12 protein-coding genes and 2 pseudogenes are annotated in these 13,882 nt (G+C 37.6%); 3 read left to right on the top strand and 11 right to left on the bottom strand.

Going from position 1 to position 13,882, the window contains the following annotated elements:
- Positions 1 to 97 precede the first annotated feature (97 nt).
- Positions 98 to 256: pseudogene (locus tag M5A78_RS24905) on the bottom strand (ribonuclease E inhibitor RraB); the annotation flags it as partial.
- Between the two features lie 125 nt (positions 257 to 381).
- On the bottom strand, positions 382 to 1,146 hold the full coding sequence (locus tag M5A78_RS09675; protein WP_248735067.1) for a PAS domain S-box protein: 765 nt from the start codon (positions 1,144 to 1,146) through the stop codon (positions 382 to 384).
- A 438-nt stretch (positions 1,147 to 1,584) separates the two neighbouring features.
- Here M5A78_RS09675 and M5A78_RS09670 point away from each other — a divergent pair, with 438 nt between their 5' ends.
- On the top strand, positions 1,585 to 1,821 hold the full coding sequence (locus M5A78_RS09670; protein ID WP_248735066.1) for a hypothetical protein: 237 nt from the start codon (positions 1,585 to 1,587) through the stop codon (positions 1,819 to 1,821).
- Between the two features lie 248 nt (positions 1,822 to 2,069).
- On the opposite strand, the gene M5A78_RS09665 is transcribed toward M5A78_RS09670, so the two are convergent.
- The 9 genes from M5A78_RS09665 to M5A78_RS09625 all read right to left on the bottom strand — a co-directional run bounded on the left by M5A78_RS09665 (position 2,070) and on the right by M5A78_RS09625 (position 12,910).
- Positions 2,070 to 3,416, bottom strand: coding sequence for a phenylacetate--CoA ligase family protein (locus tag M5A78_RS09665; RefSeq protein ID WP_248735065.1), 1,347 nt, complete (start codon positions 3,414 to 3,416; stop codon positions 2,070 to 2,072).
- A 335-nt stretch (positions 3,417 to 3,751) separates the two neighbouring features.
- Positions 3,752 to 6,058 carry an RNA polymerase recycling motor HelD gene (helD, locus tag M5A78_RS09660; RefSeq protein ID WP_248735151.1) on the bottom strand — a complete coding sequence of 769 codons (2,307 nt, stop codon included), beginning with the start codon at positions 6,056 to 6,058 and terminating at the stop codon, positions 3,752 to 3,754.
- 304 nt (positions 6,059 to 6,362) lie between these two features.
- Positions 6,363 to 6,551 (bottom strand): hypothetical protein, encoded by a 189-nt coding sequence (locus M5A78_RS09655; RefSeq protein WP_248735064.1) that lies wholly within the window; start codon positions 6,549 to 6,551, stop codon positions 6,363 to 6,365.
- A 106-nt stretch (positions 6,552 to 6,657) separates the two neighbouring features.
- Positions 6,658 to 7,149: a PTS sugar transporter subunit IIA gene (locus M5A78_RS09650; protein ID WP_248735063.1), complete on the bottom strand. Its 492-nt coding sequence runs from the start codon at positions 7,147 to 7,149 to the stop codon at positions 6,658 to 6,660.
- 32 nt (positions 7,150 to 7,181) lie between these two features.
- Positions 7,182 to 7,943: a MurR/RpiR family transcriptional regulator gene (locus tag M5A78_RS09645; RefSeq protein WP_248735062.1), complete on the bottom strand. Its 762-nt coding sequence runs from the start codon at positions 7,941 to 7,943 to the stop codon at positions 7,182 to 7,184.
- A 148-nt stretch (positions 7,944 to 8,091) separates the two neighbouring features.
- Positions 8,092 to 9,420: a 6-phospho-alpha-glucosidase gene (locus tag M5A78_RS09640; protein WP_248735061.1), complete on the bottom strand. Its 1,329-nt coding sequence runs from the start codon at positions 9,418 to 9,420 to the stop codon at positions 8,092 to 8,094.
- A gap of 56 nt (positions 9,421 to 9,476) precedes the next feature.
- The gene (locus tag M5A78_RS09635; protein WP_248735060.1) at positions 9,477 to 11,060 is read right to left on the bottom strand and encodes an alpha-glucoside-specific PTS transporter subunit IIBC; all 1,584 of its coding nucleotides are present in this window, start codon (positions 11,058 to 11,060) and stop codon (positions 9,477 to 9,479) included.
- Between the two features lie 695 nt (positions 11,061 to 11,755).
- A complete protein-coding gene (locus M5A78_RS09630; protein WP_248735059.1) occupies positions 11,756 to 11,959 on the bottom strand; it encodes a hypothetical protein in 204 nt (67 codons plus the stop codon).
- A gap of 72 nt (positions 11,960 to 12,031) precedes the next feature.
- Complete coding sequence (locus M5A78_RS09625; protein WP_248735058.1) at positions 12,032 to 12,910, bottom strand: aldose 1-epimerase family protein; 879 nt, start codon at positions 12,908 to 12,910, stop codon at positions 12,032 to 12,034.
- Between the two features lie 234 nt (positions 12,911 to 13,144).
- Here M5A78_RS09625 and M5A78_RS09620 point away from each other — a divergent pair, with 234 nt between their 5' ends.
- The gene (locus tag M5A78_RS09620; RefSeq protein ID WP_248735057.1) at positions 13,145 to 13,303 is read left to right on the top strand and encodes a hypothetical protein; all 159 of its coding nucleotides are present in this window, start codon (positions 13,145 to 13,147) and stop codon (positions 13,301 to 13,303) included.
- Between the two features lie 244 nt (positions 13,304 to 13,547).
- A pseudogene (locus M5A78_RS09615) lies at positions 13,548 to 13,682 on the top strand (DUF3243 family protein); the annotation flags it as partial.
- Positions 13,683 to 13,882: the final 200 nt, after the last annotated feature.

Raw genomic sequence — 13,882 nt, 5'->3', positions numbered from 1 at the left:
TGAACCGTCCATGTGGTGGTGTTAATCTTAAGGGCCGGATTCTTGTTGAATCCGGCCCCCTGTTATGAACCACAAGAACCATCCTCGTGAAGTTCTTTTATTCTACAAAAACGTCCCAACCGTCAGAATAACCGCCATGTGGTTTACTTAAGTTATTTAATGTATTCTGTATTTTAATTAATTCATTATAATTTAATAGCATTCTTTTAGAGCAACAACCTGCCCACTCGTCTGTCTCGTCGTCTTGCTCTAAGAAACAATTGAAGCCTTCTCCTTTTTATCCTTTTCCTCCTGTGGCTCAACCGCTTGCTCTGGCTTTACAACGCAAACCGTTACTCATTCAAAAATAGCATCGCAGTCTGTATATAAATCCTTGATGCTTTACAACCATTGCGATTCGATTCGTTCCAACCTTGTTTTCCCGGCTTCTAATACTCGCAACATATCCGATTGTGGGATGAACTCTGTAATGTTTCTTCCCTTCATATCCTCTTTTACACCTAAGATCGTTTTTGCATGTTCATTTACCAATCTAATATTTCCTGTTCTGTCAATCGCAACAACTCCATCATGTGTTGAATTGACTATTGCATCTACTTGATACCTTTCATTTAAAATTTCCTCAATTAAGTTCACTAATGATCCTGCTATCTGTAAAAAAGGTATCAAAGAAGTGAAAGCAGGCTTAATAAAATGTAAATTTTTAATTCCTGGGTTAGAAATTAAGCCTTTCATCCATATTGGGGCTAGATAAACATGATTAGGATTTAGTACAGCAGATTGCTTTTCTGTTGATAAGGAGACTTGAATCTCATCATTCATAACCTGTTCCCCGTTTTCTTTTCTCAACCACTCTATTTCTTCCTTTGATGTTATAAACGAATACTCTCTTTGTTCAGGGTTTTCAAACAATACCTTTATAGTCTTTTTTATATCTCCTATAGTTATTGGGATAGGGATAATAGGAAAAGAAAGACCCTCTAATTCTTTCTGAAAAATTACAGGTGTAATAATAACCATTGGATTCATGATCTGATCTAATATTGAATTAATTGAATAAAAACTTGCAGTTGGGTATCCCAAATCTATTAATAAATTTTTAATTTGGTCTTCATATAAATCATTCATTTTAAAAAGAGCTATCATTGTATCACTCCAGAACAAAGAATAGTAAATAAGATAGACTTAATTATAAATCTATTATTTTCCGTATTTTTCAAATATTCTATTTTTATATTAAAATTAATTTTCCTATCTGTAAACTTTCTGATTAGTTTTTGGTAAAAAGGGGCAGACACATACATTAATTTATTTTGGTCAGCAATCCGATAAGGAATTGTCCAAATAGGATTTAATTGAGACAGCCAAAGCATTTATACTGGTGTATGCTTACATTTCTACCTACAATTTCGTATGCAAATTGCAATACATAAATGGACTAATAAACAGGGATGTTGATATGTTTCTCCTTGGTATTACAACAAATTCAGAATATTCATGTTAAAATAAAGTATAGAGATTGTGAAGGCTTGTTCTTAAACTACTGCAATTTAGTGGAAGAAGAAATATTTTTTGGAGGGTAAAATGGACAATATCGATAAAAGAAATCGTTTAGACGCAGCCCCTTTTAGTTATCGGGTTAATAAGAATCATACAGTTTTTTTAGATTATTATGGGAAACAAGTGAAAATCTTAAAAGGGAAAGATGCTGAACAATTTTTAAAAAAAATTAATGCTGCTGAAAATGAAAAGGCATTACAATTAATAATGGCAAAGATAACAGGGAATTTCAAAAGGGGAAATGAACGTAATCATAACTAAGGAAGTTCCTAACAAATTTTTAGGAATTTGTTTTTTCTTATTGTACTAATGGGTAGTTAGTTAAACACGCAAATGAAAATAAATATAAGAAATGGCTCTGTTCAATGAACTGAGCCATTTAATTTTAACTATAAAAACCTATTGCTGGATGAAGCAAATCATCTTTTATCAACATGAGCCCTCCAATAATAATTATATTTATTTTTTATAAATGGGTACTTTTTGAAAAAGTAAACCATTTTTCCAATTTAAATTTTACGATGATCAATCACTCTACGGGCTTTAAATACTGTTTCAGGCAGGATACCCTGCTCATATAGATTAACGTCAACACGTACTCCAAGCTTACTCTTAAACAATTCTTCTGCCTCCTTTTTAAAAGAATCTAACTGACTGTTGTTATATCCGTTTTGGTATTCAATATTTACGGTCATTTCATCCAAGGCACCCTTTTTGTCCACGAAAATCTGATATTCAGCACCACTCCACATCAAGGAGCGAACACAATTTTCAATCGCACTTGGGTAAATGTTTGCACCCCTGATTATTAACATGTCGTCTAATCTCCCAAGAATTCCATGTGGAAGTCGCGGATATGAACGGCCACAGGAACATGGTTCGTTTGTCATGAAGCTTTCGTCACCAGACCAAAATCGAATCATTGGCTGTGATTTTCTCCAGAGGTGTGTGTATACGACGGCTCCTCTTTCTCCCATTGGGATCGGTGTATTTGAGTCTTCAGCACTTACAATTTCAGTAAAAACTTCATCTTGATAAAGGTGGACCCCTGCTTGGGCCTCACAGGATGTACTTGTCATGAATGGATACATTTCCGAAGTGGACCCTGTATCAAATAAACTTGCTCCCCATCCTGTTGACAAAAGTTCCTTTGTACTAGGCAAGGAACCGCCAGCTTCTCCCGCGGCAATAAGTCTAACTACTGAACTTTTCGATAAATCTATCTGCTTTTCCCTAGATTTGTTCATGACATGCAAAAAATATGACGGTGTAGCGGCAAACGTGGAAGGTTTAATTCTCTCAATCATTTCTAAATGCCTGTCTGAGTCAATTGCTCCCAATGGAAAGACTGTAGACCCAATCCGTTCGGCACCATGTAGAATACCCCAGCCGCCAAAGAAAAGAGAGAATGGAAAACTGATTTGGATCGTATCATGAGGTCTTAAGCCCGTAGACCACAAGGCCATGGCATGTAGTTCGGATGCTCTTTCCCAGTCCTTATTACTTACTTGATAAAGTGTCGGTATCCCGGAGGTACCGCTGGATCCTTGAATTCTTGCGATTTCTTCAGGTTCAAATTGACCAGTATAACTACCGAAAATTGGATGTTCTTTTTGGTCCTCTACAAGCATTTTTTTGGTAATAATGGGTACCTTCGTAGTGAAATCTTCAAGTGTTTTGACATCTGAGGGTTTAAAATGGTGGCGATCATAATGTTTTCGATAAAAAGGCAGCTTATTGTAGACATATTCTAATTGCTCTTTAATTCTTGCTAAAATAATGGCCTCTCTTTTCTTTGGATGCAATGTTTCTCTTTCTTCATTCCAATATTTTTTATACGTATTTGTGATCATCATTTTCCCCCTCGAAAAAGTATTTTGACAAAATAGTAGAAAGATCAATCAAATTATGTTTAATATTATGCACGCGTTGGTAAATCATGTTTATATTTTAAAAAAGGAGTTAGTTTTTTAACACTTGTTTAATTAATTGAATAGTCCATCGGGCTACTCTACTTTCAAACTTGTGAATCCTTGCTAATTCCTCTGTTATTAAAAATAATCGTAAGACGGCATCGCTTATAGTTAGCTTTATAAAAATGTTTATTCACTTTTATTCATCGATCGTGAACAGGAAGAAAAGCAGGTACCTGAGCTTTTGCCAGCCCAGATACCTGCTTTTTCTGATCCCTTTACGTATCGAAATGTGAAGCGTCCGCATGATGTAATAAATAGTCTGACGGACTTTTTCCGTATAAATACAATCGATGCATCGGTCTTGTCATGGACACATACAACAATTTGATATTCAAATCTACTTTTGAGTATGGTTCTTCCAAGCAAACAATCATAACAGAATCAAACTCCAACCCTTTCGATAAATATGAAGGTAAGATTATGATATGTCCTTTTTTCATATCATGTTTTTCTTCTAATAATTGAATCGGAAGATGACTATTTTCTAGGATTTGATAGATTCTTTGGCATTCCTTCTCGGTACGTCCAATGATTGCTATGGAATGAAGCTCTTCCTCTAAAAGTAAGGCAATATCTTGTTCCAGCTTCACCCTAACCTGTTCCTGATTCGCTGGATCAATCATTTTATAGTGTGGTTTTTGACCATGTCGAATGACAGGTTCGACCTTTGGTAAGTCTTGGTCGATCAACTGAAGGATATCATTTGCCAAATTCATTATCTCAACAGTCGTTCGATAGCTTTTTTGTAAGGATTGATAATTCGCATTAGGGAAGATATCTTTCAATACCGGTGCCCAACTAGTCAAGCCACGATAGGAATGAATCCCTTGTGCTAAATCTCCCACAATGGTAAACAAGTCTGTATTAAAGCCTTCTTTTAATGCGGCAAATTGAAAATAACTGTAATCCTGTGCTTCATCGATAAAGATACTCCGCATTTTATATTTTTCATCGATCCCTTCCAATTTTGCCTTCATATAAAATAATGGGGCTAAATCCTCCAGTTCGTATGCACCTTTGGCAAATATTTTCTGACAAAACGTACTTAGAATCGTACATTGTTGATCCGAAAGAGTAGTGGAATGCTTTTTAATCATTTCAGGAGAAGTCATTAGTTCCTTATACAAGGTAAAAATATCTTTCATGATAAACGCATTCATATATTTTTTTACTGCCACCTTTGCCTCTTGCTCCACCTGCTTCAATCTTTCTTCTTTCCTATCCATCAGCATGACCACTTTTTGCTTTCTTCTTTCCGGATCGAGCCTCCTGCTGTAAAGAACTTGGTCTAAAGCATCATCGTATTTCTTATTAAGGTTTGTTAGCATAATGGCTTTCTTCTTTTTCAAATCATTTTCTAATAAGGATTTTATTTTCCCTATCCTTTTATAGATTGGTAAGTATGTATATTCTTTTAAAAATAGTTTTTTAAGCTTTTGGCCTTTCAAAAGAATGGATTTTTCAACTCTAAAATCCTCTTTAGGCGCAAGATTTAATTCCAATTCCTTTACATAATGATCCATTAATGACTTAAATTCGAGTGAACCCTTATAACTGGAAACCCATTGCATTGACTTAGATGTTCCGTTATCTTTAAGGAGTTTCATCAGCTTGGAATTAGGGGAAAATAGTTTTATCTTCTTTCCCAAGCAACTTTTCATAAAATCGATATAGGTAGTTTGATTAATTTTGTTGACCCCTAGTTCAGGTAAGACGGCAGATATATAATCAATAAACAGTTGGTTGGGTGCGAGAATCATTAATTTTTCTGGAGGAAATCTAAACCCAAAGGAATAGAGAAAGTAGGATATTCTATGGAGTGCGATGGTTGTTTTCCCGCTTCCGGCGGCCCCTTGAACGATAATGGGGTGCTTCAGTGATGCACGGATCACTTCATTTTGCTCATTTTGAATAGTCGCAACGATTTCTGTTAATCGATTGTCTGCTTTACCTGACAAAGATTTCTGCAAAAGTTCATCGTGTGTAGTCAAATCGATATCTCGGATTTCTTTTAATAATCCATCGACAATTTCATACTGCCTCTTTAATGCTAAGTAACCGGTTTGTGTCTCCCCATATGCTTCATATGACACATCTCCCAGCCGGCCATCATAGTAGACATTGGCAATCGGTGACCTCCAATCCACAATAATGGGCTGTTGTGTCACTCGGTCAAACAACGATACCTTGCCTATGTACAAACTCTCTTCCTTATTTGTACTATTGCTTGTAAAATCGATCCTTGAAAAATACGGTTTGCCAATCACGCTTTCTAACCTTTTCAGTTCACTTTCAGCTAATTCAAGAAACCTTGCATTCGCGAGGAGGTCCAAGTAACTTCCGCTACTTTCTTTAGAGTCTAGATCAGCAAAAGCTTGTTTCATATTCTCAACAAAAAATTCTTTATTCCCCTTCGAAATCTCCAAAACTGTTCGGATATATTCCTTTGTAAACTCTAAGCGCTCTACTTCTGTTTGGTAGTCTTTATGGTCACGGACAGACACTTGATCGTTGGCACTCATCGTATTCACTCGTCACCTCTCTAGGTAATTTTGAAAACATGGGAAATTAAGATTAAACTAAATCTTTGATACTAGTCAAGTTTTAATGACTAGGGAATTATACATATCCCTCAAACAGTAATATAAATTTACACAAGTATCTTAACATTCTGTATTACCTGACTAGACAGTGAGGGTCTTGTCTGACACTTCAGGTATAACTAATAAAAGTACCAGGGACTTTCCTATAAGGACAGCATCTGGTACTTTTTTGTCACTAACATTCACTAGTTCAATCGTTGTTTTGTTCCTTCGATTTCCTATGTTACTCTTGGAGTTTTACACGTACGTTTCTTTGACTTTTTCCATCCATTTCATCTTCGGCCTGTCGGTTATGCTTAATGAAAAAGGAGAGGATTAATCCAAGTAAGGAAAGTATGGAAACCACCATGAAGGCGATATTCGCTCCGTGCATATCTGGATTGGCAATGTCCGGCCCATTCCCCCCGATCATTTTTTTGAACACTGGAATTAAAGAATCATTGACTTTCGACTACTGACAGTAAAGCAAGTATGGTAAAAGGCTTTTTAGATTGCTCAATTCCCTAGTGAAAGGCCAATCAGTTCAATTCGACTATGGCGATGGCCTGTCCTGCTGACACAGTTCCTTCGGTAGTTACATGGAGTCTTTTCACTTTGTCGGCGAAGTTTGTTATAACGACTGGTGTAATGATTTCAAGGGAATGTTCCTCAAGTAGCTGAAGATCGACGTTGACGAGCGGATCGCCTACTTTTACGCTTTGTCCCTCAGAAACGATAACGTCATAGCCTTCACCCTTTAGTGTGACGGTTTCCAGACCAATATGAATTAACAGCTCCAGTCCTGATTTTGTTTCGATCCCGAGTGCGTGCTTGGTCGGAAAAATTTGCACGATTTTTCCTTCCACAGGTGATAAAACGCGTCCATCCTTCGGGATGATCCCAAATCCATCACCCATCATTTTTTGTGAAAACACAACGTCAGGAACCTCGGTTATCTCCACTACATCACCATTTACCGGTGCGAAAAGTTCTTCTGAATTGGTAGGCGATTTCTTGAATCTTGAAAACATATTTATTACCTCTTTCTCTACCGTTTGATTGGTCATTTCTGATTTATTTTATAGTTCACATAGTTACGGAATAAGGCTTCACTGATTAGAAAGAAAGGCGTAAATGAATTGTCGATGATGCTGTTGCTTAAATGGATTTGCGAGCTGCTCGCGTATAGATTGTGCGGTGTCATGCTTGCCAAACGATTGTTTTTCAGGTTCGTGATTGAGATAATGGAAACGCCTTTCGCCACGAACATTTTCAGTGTAGGGAACAGCATTGGTGTATCCCCCGATAACGAATAAATGATAATGAGATCTTTCTCATTAATATCAGCCGAAATCATTGCCCATTCTGCTTGAGCAGTAATAACTTGCACATACCGATACATTGATAAAAACATCCGATGCAGTTCCTTGGCACAATGGGACTGTGCAGTTCCAGTACCATACACGAAAATCCTCTCGGCTTTATCGATTAATGCGCATATATCCGTCATGTCTTTCGCATGAATATACTTAATGGTTTCGTTGACATCCGACACTAAAGAATTGACAAAATCCTCGCTCTGTTTGTCGTCTTTGTTTGCTTCGTTTTGCCATTTTAAGAACATCTTAAATTCGCTGTATCCACTAAACCCGATTTTCTGGGTCATTCGAAGAATAGAGGAACGCGAGATGTTGCATCTGCCTGCAAGTTCATTTATGCCGAGCTTATAACAAGTGTCTTGATTATTTAATATATACTTAAGTATATAAAAATCATTTTGATTTAAATGATCATAATACTTGTTCACCAATTCTTCCAGTTTCATGACTCAGGTACTCCTCACTACTATCCTTTTTTACAATGTTAACCGATTTCCATGCATTTTGTTTGTACATAATGCTTTTTCTCAAAAATATTTTTTAAAAAAGAAGGGAAAGTATAAGTAATTATTTTATACTTCCCCACTCTTATACTTAATGTAATTCCGGCCAATATTCTTTATTGGCTTCGATTAAATCATCCATCAATTCTTTTGCCACTTTGGCACTAGGCACGGTTCTGGATAATGTCATCGCTTGCCACAATTTTTGGTAAGAATGCTCAATCCATGCTTCAACAACTAGTTTTTCAACAGAAACCTGCTGTTCCATCAAGCCTTTTTGGAATTGTGGGATATCTCCCATTACAAGTGGCTCCGGTCCATTTGCTCCTACTAAGCAAGGAATTTCAACCATGGCTGTGTGGTCAAAATTGCGGATTGCCCCGTTATTTTTGACAATCAGCAGCATTCTTTCATACGTGTTGTAAGCAAGTGCACGAGCCAAGTCGACGATATACGTAGCATGCTCATCCACTTCCAGCTCGCTGCCTTCCATTGTTTGATTGCTAACGATTTGCCGGCAGGCGGTAAATACTTGTGTTTCACGACCAGCCATAACTTCATTGGCTCGCGTGAAGTTCTTGTCTGAATGCTCAACTACATAGTCAGGATAATAGTAGTATTTCAAATAGGTGTTCGGCAATGTTTCAGGGTCCAACGCATACAAATCTTTTGCTTTCCGATAGGTAACATCCCAGCTTGGGTCAACGTGCTGGTTGTCTACACTACCTTCAACCGCATATCCATTTTCAGCCACATACTTTTTCAACTGCGGCATTAAATCATTGCCCTCATTATCGCGGATGTCTGTCCACCAGCCAAAATGGTTCAGTCCATAGTAGCGAACATTCATATCTTTTCTGGACTGTAAGCCTAACACTTCTACAAGCCTAGACTCAATAGCCACTGGCATATCGCAAATATTTAATATTTTCGAATTTGGGCAAAGGCGGCGGGTTGCTTCCGCTACAATCGCTGCCGGATTAGAATAGTTCAGCATCCAGGCATTCGGTGAATATCTTTCCATATAATCGACCAGTTCCAGTACACCCGAAATTGAGCGCATTCCGTAAGCGATACCGCCCGGTCCACACGTTTCTTGTCCAACTACCCCGTGCTGCAGCGGAATTTTCTCGTCCAATTCGCGCATTTTATATTTGCCGACACGGATATGGGCCATGACGAAATCGACATCTGTAAACGCGGCTTCTGGATCGGTTGTTGCTAAAAATTCAATCTCCGGCGCCTTTTCTTTAACAATGATTTCGCAAGCTTTTGCAATAATGTCTTGTCTTTCTGGATCATTATCATAAAATTTTAGTGTGCGGATTGGAAATTTATCTTGATTTTCCAACAGCATCATGACTATTCCCGGTGTATACGTACTTCCTCCACCTGCAATCAATACGGAAAACTTTCTCATTATAAAACCTCCTACTAATTTTTTTGTCCACTTTCTTTTCGTCTAGCCTGTGTCGCTTATAATAATTCCTCGAATTCATCACGAACTTGTGGCACTGACAATCCGACAATAACTTGTACCGCTTTGCCTTTTCGAACTACACCATGCGCGCCAGCCGAACGGAATTGTTCATCTGGCTTCATCAACGACGGATCGACAACGGTTACACGCAAGCGTGTCGCGCAATTTGTTACGTCTTCAATGTTGTCGCGGCCACCTAACATATCTAAGAAATATTCCGCTTTCTGTTTATTTTCGCTTCCTTGAGGGGCAGGTGTACTTTTTGACTCTCCCTTTTTAGCTTTATAATCAGCTTTGGAATACAATTTCGTTTCTTCGGTTGCCATTTTTTCGCGCCCTGGTGTCGAAATATCCATTTTTAATATCAAAAATCTAAATACGAAGAAATAAAGAACAGTGAAAGCCAATCCAATTAATATATGTGTGATTACCATGCCGGAGTGGTTCGATAGCATCGGGATCCAGTTATACGTAATATAATCGAGAAGACCGCCGCCCTGATATCCAACCACCCCAGCTGCATACATCGCAGTCGACATGAGAGCGGAAAAGATTGAATGGATGAAAAACAATAAAGGTGACACAAACAGAAATGTGAATTCAATTGGTTCTGAAATACCAGTCAGCATCGAAGTTAATGCTGCCGGAATCAGTAAACTTGCCGTTATTTTTTTCTTTTCCGGTTTTGCTGTAGCATAAATCGCAAGGGCAATCCCAGCAATCCCAAATACGGTTGTATTTCCATATAGGCCGAATCCCCCTTCTGGGAATAGCGATTTCACAGGCTGGGTAGAGCTGGAATATTCACTTAAATTGTTCATCCAATGGGCTAAAGTTCCATCTGGCACGACAGCTGGACCGTAATCAAATGGTGTCCAAATAAAATGATGCAGTCCAGTTGGAATCAAAATCCGTTCAAGGAAGGTGAATAATCCGACCCCTAGCGTTCCAGATGAAGCAAGAAATCCTTGCATCGAGTTAATCATGTGTTGAACCATCGGCCATAACCATGAGGTTAAGAATGCCAGCGGCAGCATCAACACAAATCCAATGATGACCACGAGCGCTGATCCTTGAAAAACACCGATTGCGTCAGGCAACTTTTTATCATAGTACTTGTTGTGAATCCATACTACAATTCCCGCAACTAATAATGCACCGATAATACTCATGTCGAGAGTTTTAATTCCAGCGATAAGTGTTAAACCGCTTGTTCCGCCAACCTCGGCACTCATATCAACGCCAAACTTTTGACCCCACAAATTTAAAATCGCTTCAACAAAGTAATTAAAAGACATATATGTGACAAAAGATGCCATCGCTGCACGGCCATGGGCTTTATTAGCCAACCCGAGAGGCAAGCTGATAGCAAATAGAATCGGCATCTGATTAAACACTGCCCACGACCCTTGTAGCACAATGTTCCACAGGTCATACCATAAACCCGACACTCCAAAAATGCCACCCATCATATCCGGATTGGTAAAAATCGACGCAAGGCCAATCACAATACCTGCAAACGGCATCAACATTACTGGAACAAGCATCGCTGCACCAAATTTTTGAATTTTACCTAACAACCTTCTCACTCCCCTTCAAATAACAAAAGTAACCACATCTTTATTCTTCAAAAATGATCTATCCGGAAGTATCATACCTTATTTATATCACTTTTTTTTCGAAAGGTATCTATTCGCCGACACTCTGGTCCCAATCACCATTTCTGTTATTTTTCTCGAACGTCGGGAATTTTCCCAGGGGATATGTTTAGTGTTTCGTAAGAGAAAATGAATTGCACTAGAATTCCAGGAGTTAGAAACTAAACACCAGTAGAAGGTAGTTTAATAGAAAAGGACAGGGCGATTTGACATTGTCACGACTAGTCGATATCTAAAGGATTCATATAGTGATCTTGCGGATGCGGTGAATACGGTGCCGAAATTTTGAGTATTGGAAGGAAAATTACATATTTTATTTCAACATTTCTTCCTTTATTCATATCATCTCTCTGGGTTTGAGTCTTTTTTGGGGTAATCTTCTTGAAAATATGCTTTGCGTTGTAAATCCTCATAAAACATACGCTAAGCAAAATTCAACAAGTAAATTTATATGTTTTTATACGCTAAGACATTAAACGTGTTTAAAAACTTAATATTTTAGTAAAGTTATTGAACATTGATTATCAATTTGCTCCTGTTCCCCCTAAATTACTCCACTTATTTGCTACTTTGCGGTCTATGACAGTAACCCTGTGACTAGGCCATTATGGAATGAGTTATTGGATATCTTCAAAAGGAAAAAAACCTTTTAAATCCTTTATCAATAAAGTGTTCACTATGACAGCATTAGCTTTACCAATTAAAGATTCGTTATCAACATTGATTTTTTCCAGCTGTTCAAGGAGATTCTTGTAAAGCTGTCTGTTAGACTCCACCATGTCTTCAATATACTTTTGGTCGCAGCTACCAACACAATACAATTAATGCCAGCCACCTTCCAATTTCCGGATGGCGCCTGGCACTTGTATTAGAAACATTCATTAGAACCTGTCTTATTTAAACTTCATTTTATACTTAGCCTGGAATGATTCTGCTGGTTTAAGCTTATTGATTCCAAATTTCTTTTTCAAGTTCCCAGTTGTATTATATGTATCAGCAATACCGTACCACGGCTCGATGCAAACGAATGGAGCCATCTTTCCACCTGTGTCCATATATTTCGACCAAACACCAACAAACGGAAATTCTTCGAAGATTACTTCTACACCATGATTCGACTTATGCGATGCCAGTGTAATTTGATTGATATTGCTATAAATAAGAGCATCATGCTCAAATAAGGAGTCAGTAAGTTGAATCATTGATAAATCATTGGCCATTCCTTTCTCGTCAATAAGAGAATTCTTTATCTCATATTCCATCACATTTTTATTTGCTGCAGCAATAAAGTGTAAACTGTAGTCCTCAATTGTTTCATTTTCTAAAAGAGGAATCCTAAATGCAGGATGGGCACCAATTGAAAAATACATCTCTTCCTTGTTTTCATTTATTATTTCCCAACGAACAACGAGTGTGTCCTCATTGAGAATATAACGAATAATCGCTTTAAAATCGTAAGGATAAACATGAATGTAGCGTCCCGTAGACTCAAACATAAATGAAACGTCTGTCGGTGTCTGCTCATCCACCTCAAATACAACGTCACGCAAAAAGCCATGTTGTGACATCTCGTAGGTCTTACCATCGAGTTGATATCGGTCTTCCTTTAAACGTCCAACAATCGGAAATAAAACCGGGGAGACGCGTCCCCAGTAAGCCTTATCCCCAGTCCACATGTAGTCCAGCCCATTATTCTTATGCTTCACTTTACGTACTTCTGCCCCATTGTTACTGATCTCGACTTTCAACCAATCATTTTCAATTACAATCATCTTATATCCCTCGTCACTAGTCTGCATTGTTTACTTTTATTATACCGAAATTTCTTCCCTGTATGATAATCGTGTCTGTATTTTATCAAAAACAAAGGCAGGATGAACCTTCCATTTTTAAGCTTTGTTACTATTTCTAACATGTTTTTTCTCTTAAATTAATGAACTTTTTAAATAAAAACAACACCAATTGCCTTATTTTCAAAATATTAATTTTAATGAGGGTGATGAAAAATGAGAGACGTGACCTTGATTCAAATTTCCAATCATCATATAGAGAAAAAATATCTGAATCGTACTGGAATTGCTCATGTAATCGCTTGTGCATACCACACTTTTAAATTAACAAAAAAATATAATGATTCTGTTGACTTGGCTACAAATGCAGTTTAAGACTTCCTCAAATAAATTTAAATCCAAAGAATCTTTGTAGATATACTTTGGAGATTGGTGCGGTTAGTCCATCAAGAGGATCATTTTACATATTGATGGTTTCCTTCATTCCTTGTATGTATTGTTAATCCAAAGTCGACCGACCCAATAGTCAATAACTACCACAGTCATAAAAGCAACTCTTAAATTTGTATTATTTAAGCTTGGGATGGATGAGGAGTAATTAATCAATTCGGCGCAGTAAGTGGCCGATTTTCTTGCCGATAAGCCGTCACCGAAAAATTCTGAGGAGTGTTTATTACAGGAGCTGTGGAAAGTGGGTACGGAGGAAAAACAGCACAAACTGGCACATATGCATGTACGATTGGTACAGGAATAGTGGAATAGCGGGCGTTATTGAACTGTTTAACAAAAAACTAACCTATCGGTATGGGAATTGATATTATCCCCTTTAAGTTGACAGTGTAAAAAACCCATGTGTATAGCGTGGGTGTTACACTAATACTTGGAGGGGATTTTTCTATGGCTAAAAAAGGACAACAATTTCAAAGGTATACAAATGAATTTAAATTAAATGCT

It is taken from the genome of Neobacillus rhizosphaerae (genome assembly GCF_937468385.1).
GTDB classification, from domain to species: domain Bacteria; phylum Bacillota; class Bacilli; order Bacillales; family Cytobacillaceae; genus Neobacillus; species Neobacillus rhizosphaerae.
The sequence above is the reverse complement of the archived record's forward strand: the minus strand, read 5'-3'. Positions and strand labels throughout refer to the sequence as shown.

What these genes read in the sequence shown, in the direction of transcription:
- M5A78_RS09675 (WP_248735067.1), bottom strand. Translation starts at nt 1,146, where the DNA reads ATGATAGCTCTTTTTAAAATGAATGATTTATATGAAGACCAAATTAAA.
- M5A78_RS09670 (WP_248735066.1), top strand. Translation starts at nt 1,585, where the DNA reads ATGGACAATATCGATAAAAGAAATCGTTTAGACGCAGCCCCTTTTAGT.
- M5A78_RS09665 (WP_248735065.1), bottom strand. Translation starts at nt 3,416, where the DNA reads ATGATGATCACAAATACGTATAAAAAATATTGGAATGAAGAAAGAGAA.
- helD (WP_248735151.1), bottom strand. Translation starts at nt 6,058, where the DNA reads ATGAGTGCCAACGATCAAGTGTCTGTCCGTGACCATAAAGACTACCAA.
- M5A78_RS09655 (WP_248735064.1), bottom strand. Translation starts at nt 6,551, where the DNA reads ATGATCGGGGGGAATGGGCCGGACATTGCCAATCCAGATATGCACGGA.
- M5A78_RS09650 (WP_248735063.1), bottom strand. Translation starts at nt 7,149, where the DNA reads ATGTTTTCAAGATTCAAGAAATCGCCTACCAATTCAGAAGAACTTTTC.
- M5A78_RS09645 (WP_248735062.1), bottom strand. Translation starts at nt 7,943, where the DNA reads ATGAAACTGGAAGAATTGGTGAACAAGTATTATGATCATTTAAATCAA.
- M5A78_RS09640 (WP_248735061.1), bottom strand. Translation starts at nt 9,420, where the DNA reads ATGAGAAAGTTTTCCGTATTGATTGCAGGTGGAGGAAGTACGTATACA.
- M5A78_RS09625 (WP_248735058.1), bottom strand. Translation starts at nt 12,910, where the DNA reads ATGATTGTAATTGAAAATGATTGGTTGAAAGTCGAGATCAGTAACAAT.
- M5A78_RS09620 (WP_248735057.1), top strand. Translation starts at nt 13,145, where the DNA reads ATGAGAGACGTGACCTTGATTCAAATTTCCAATCATCATATAGAGAAA.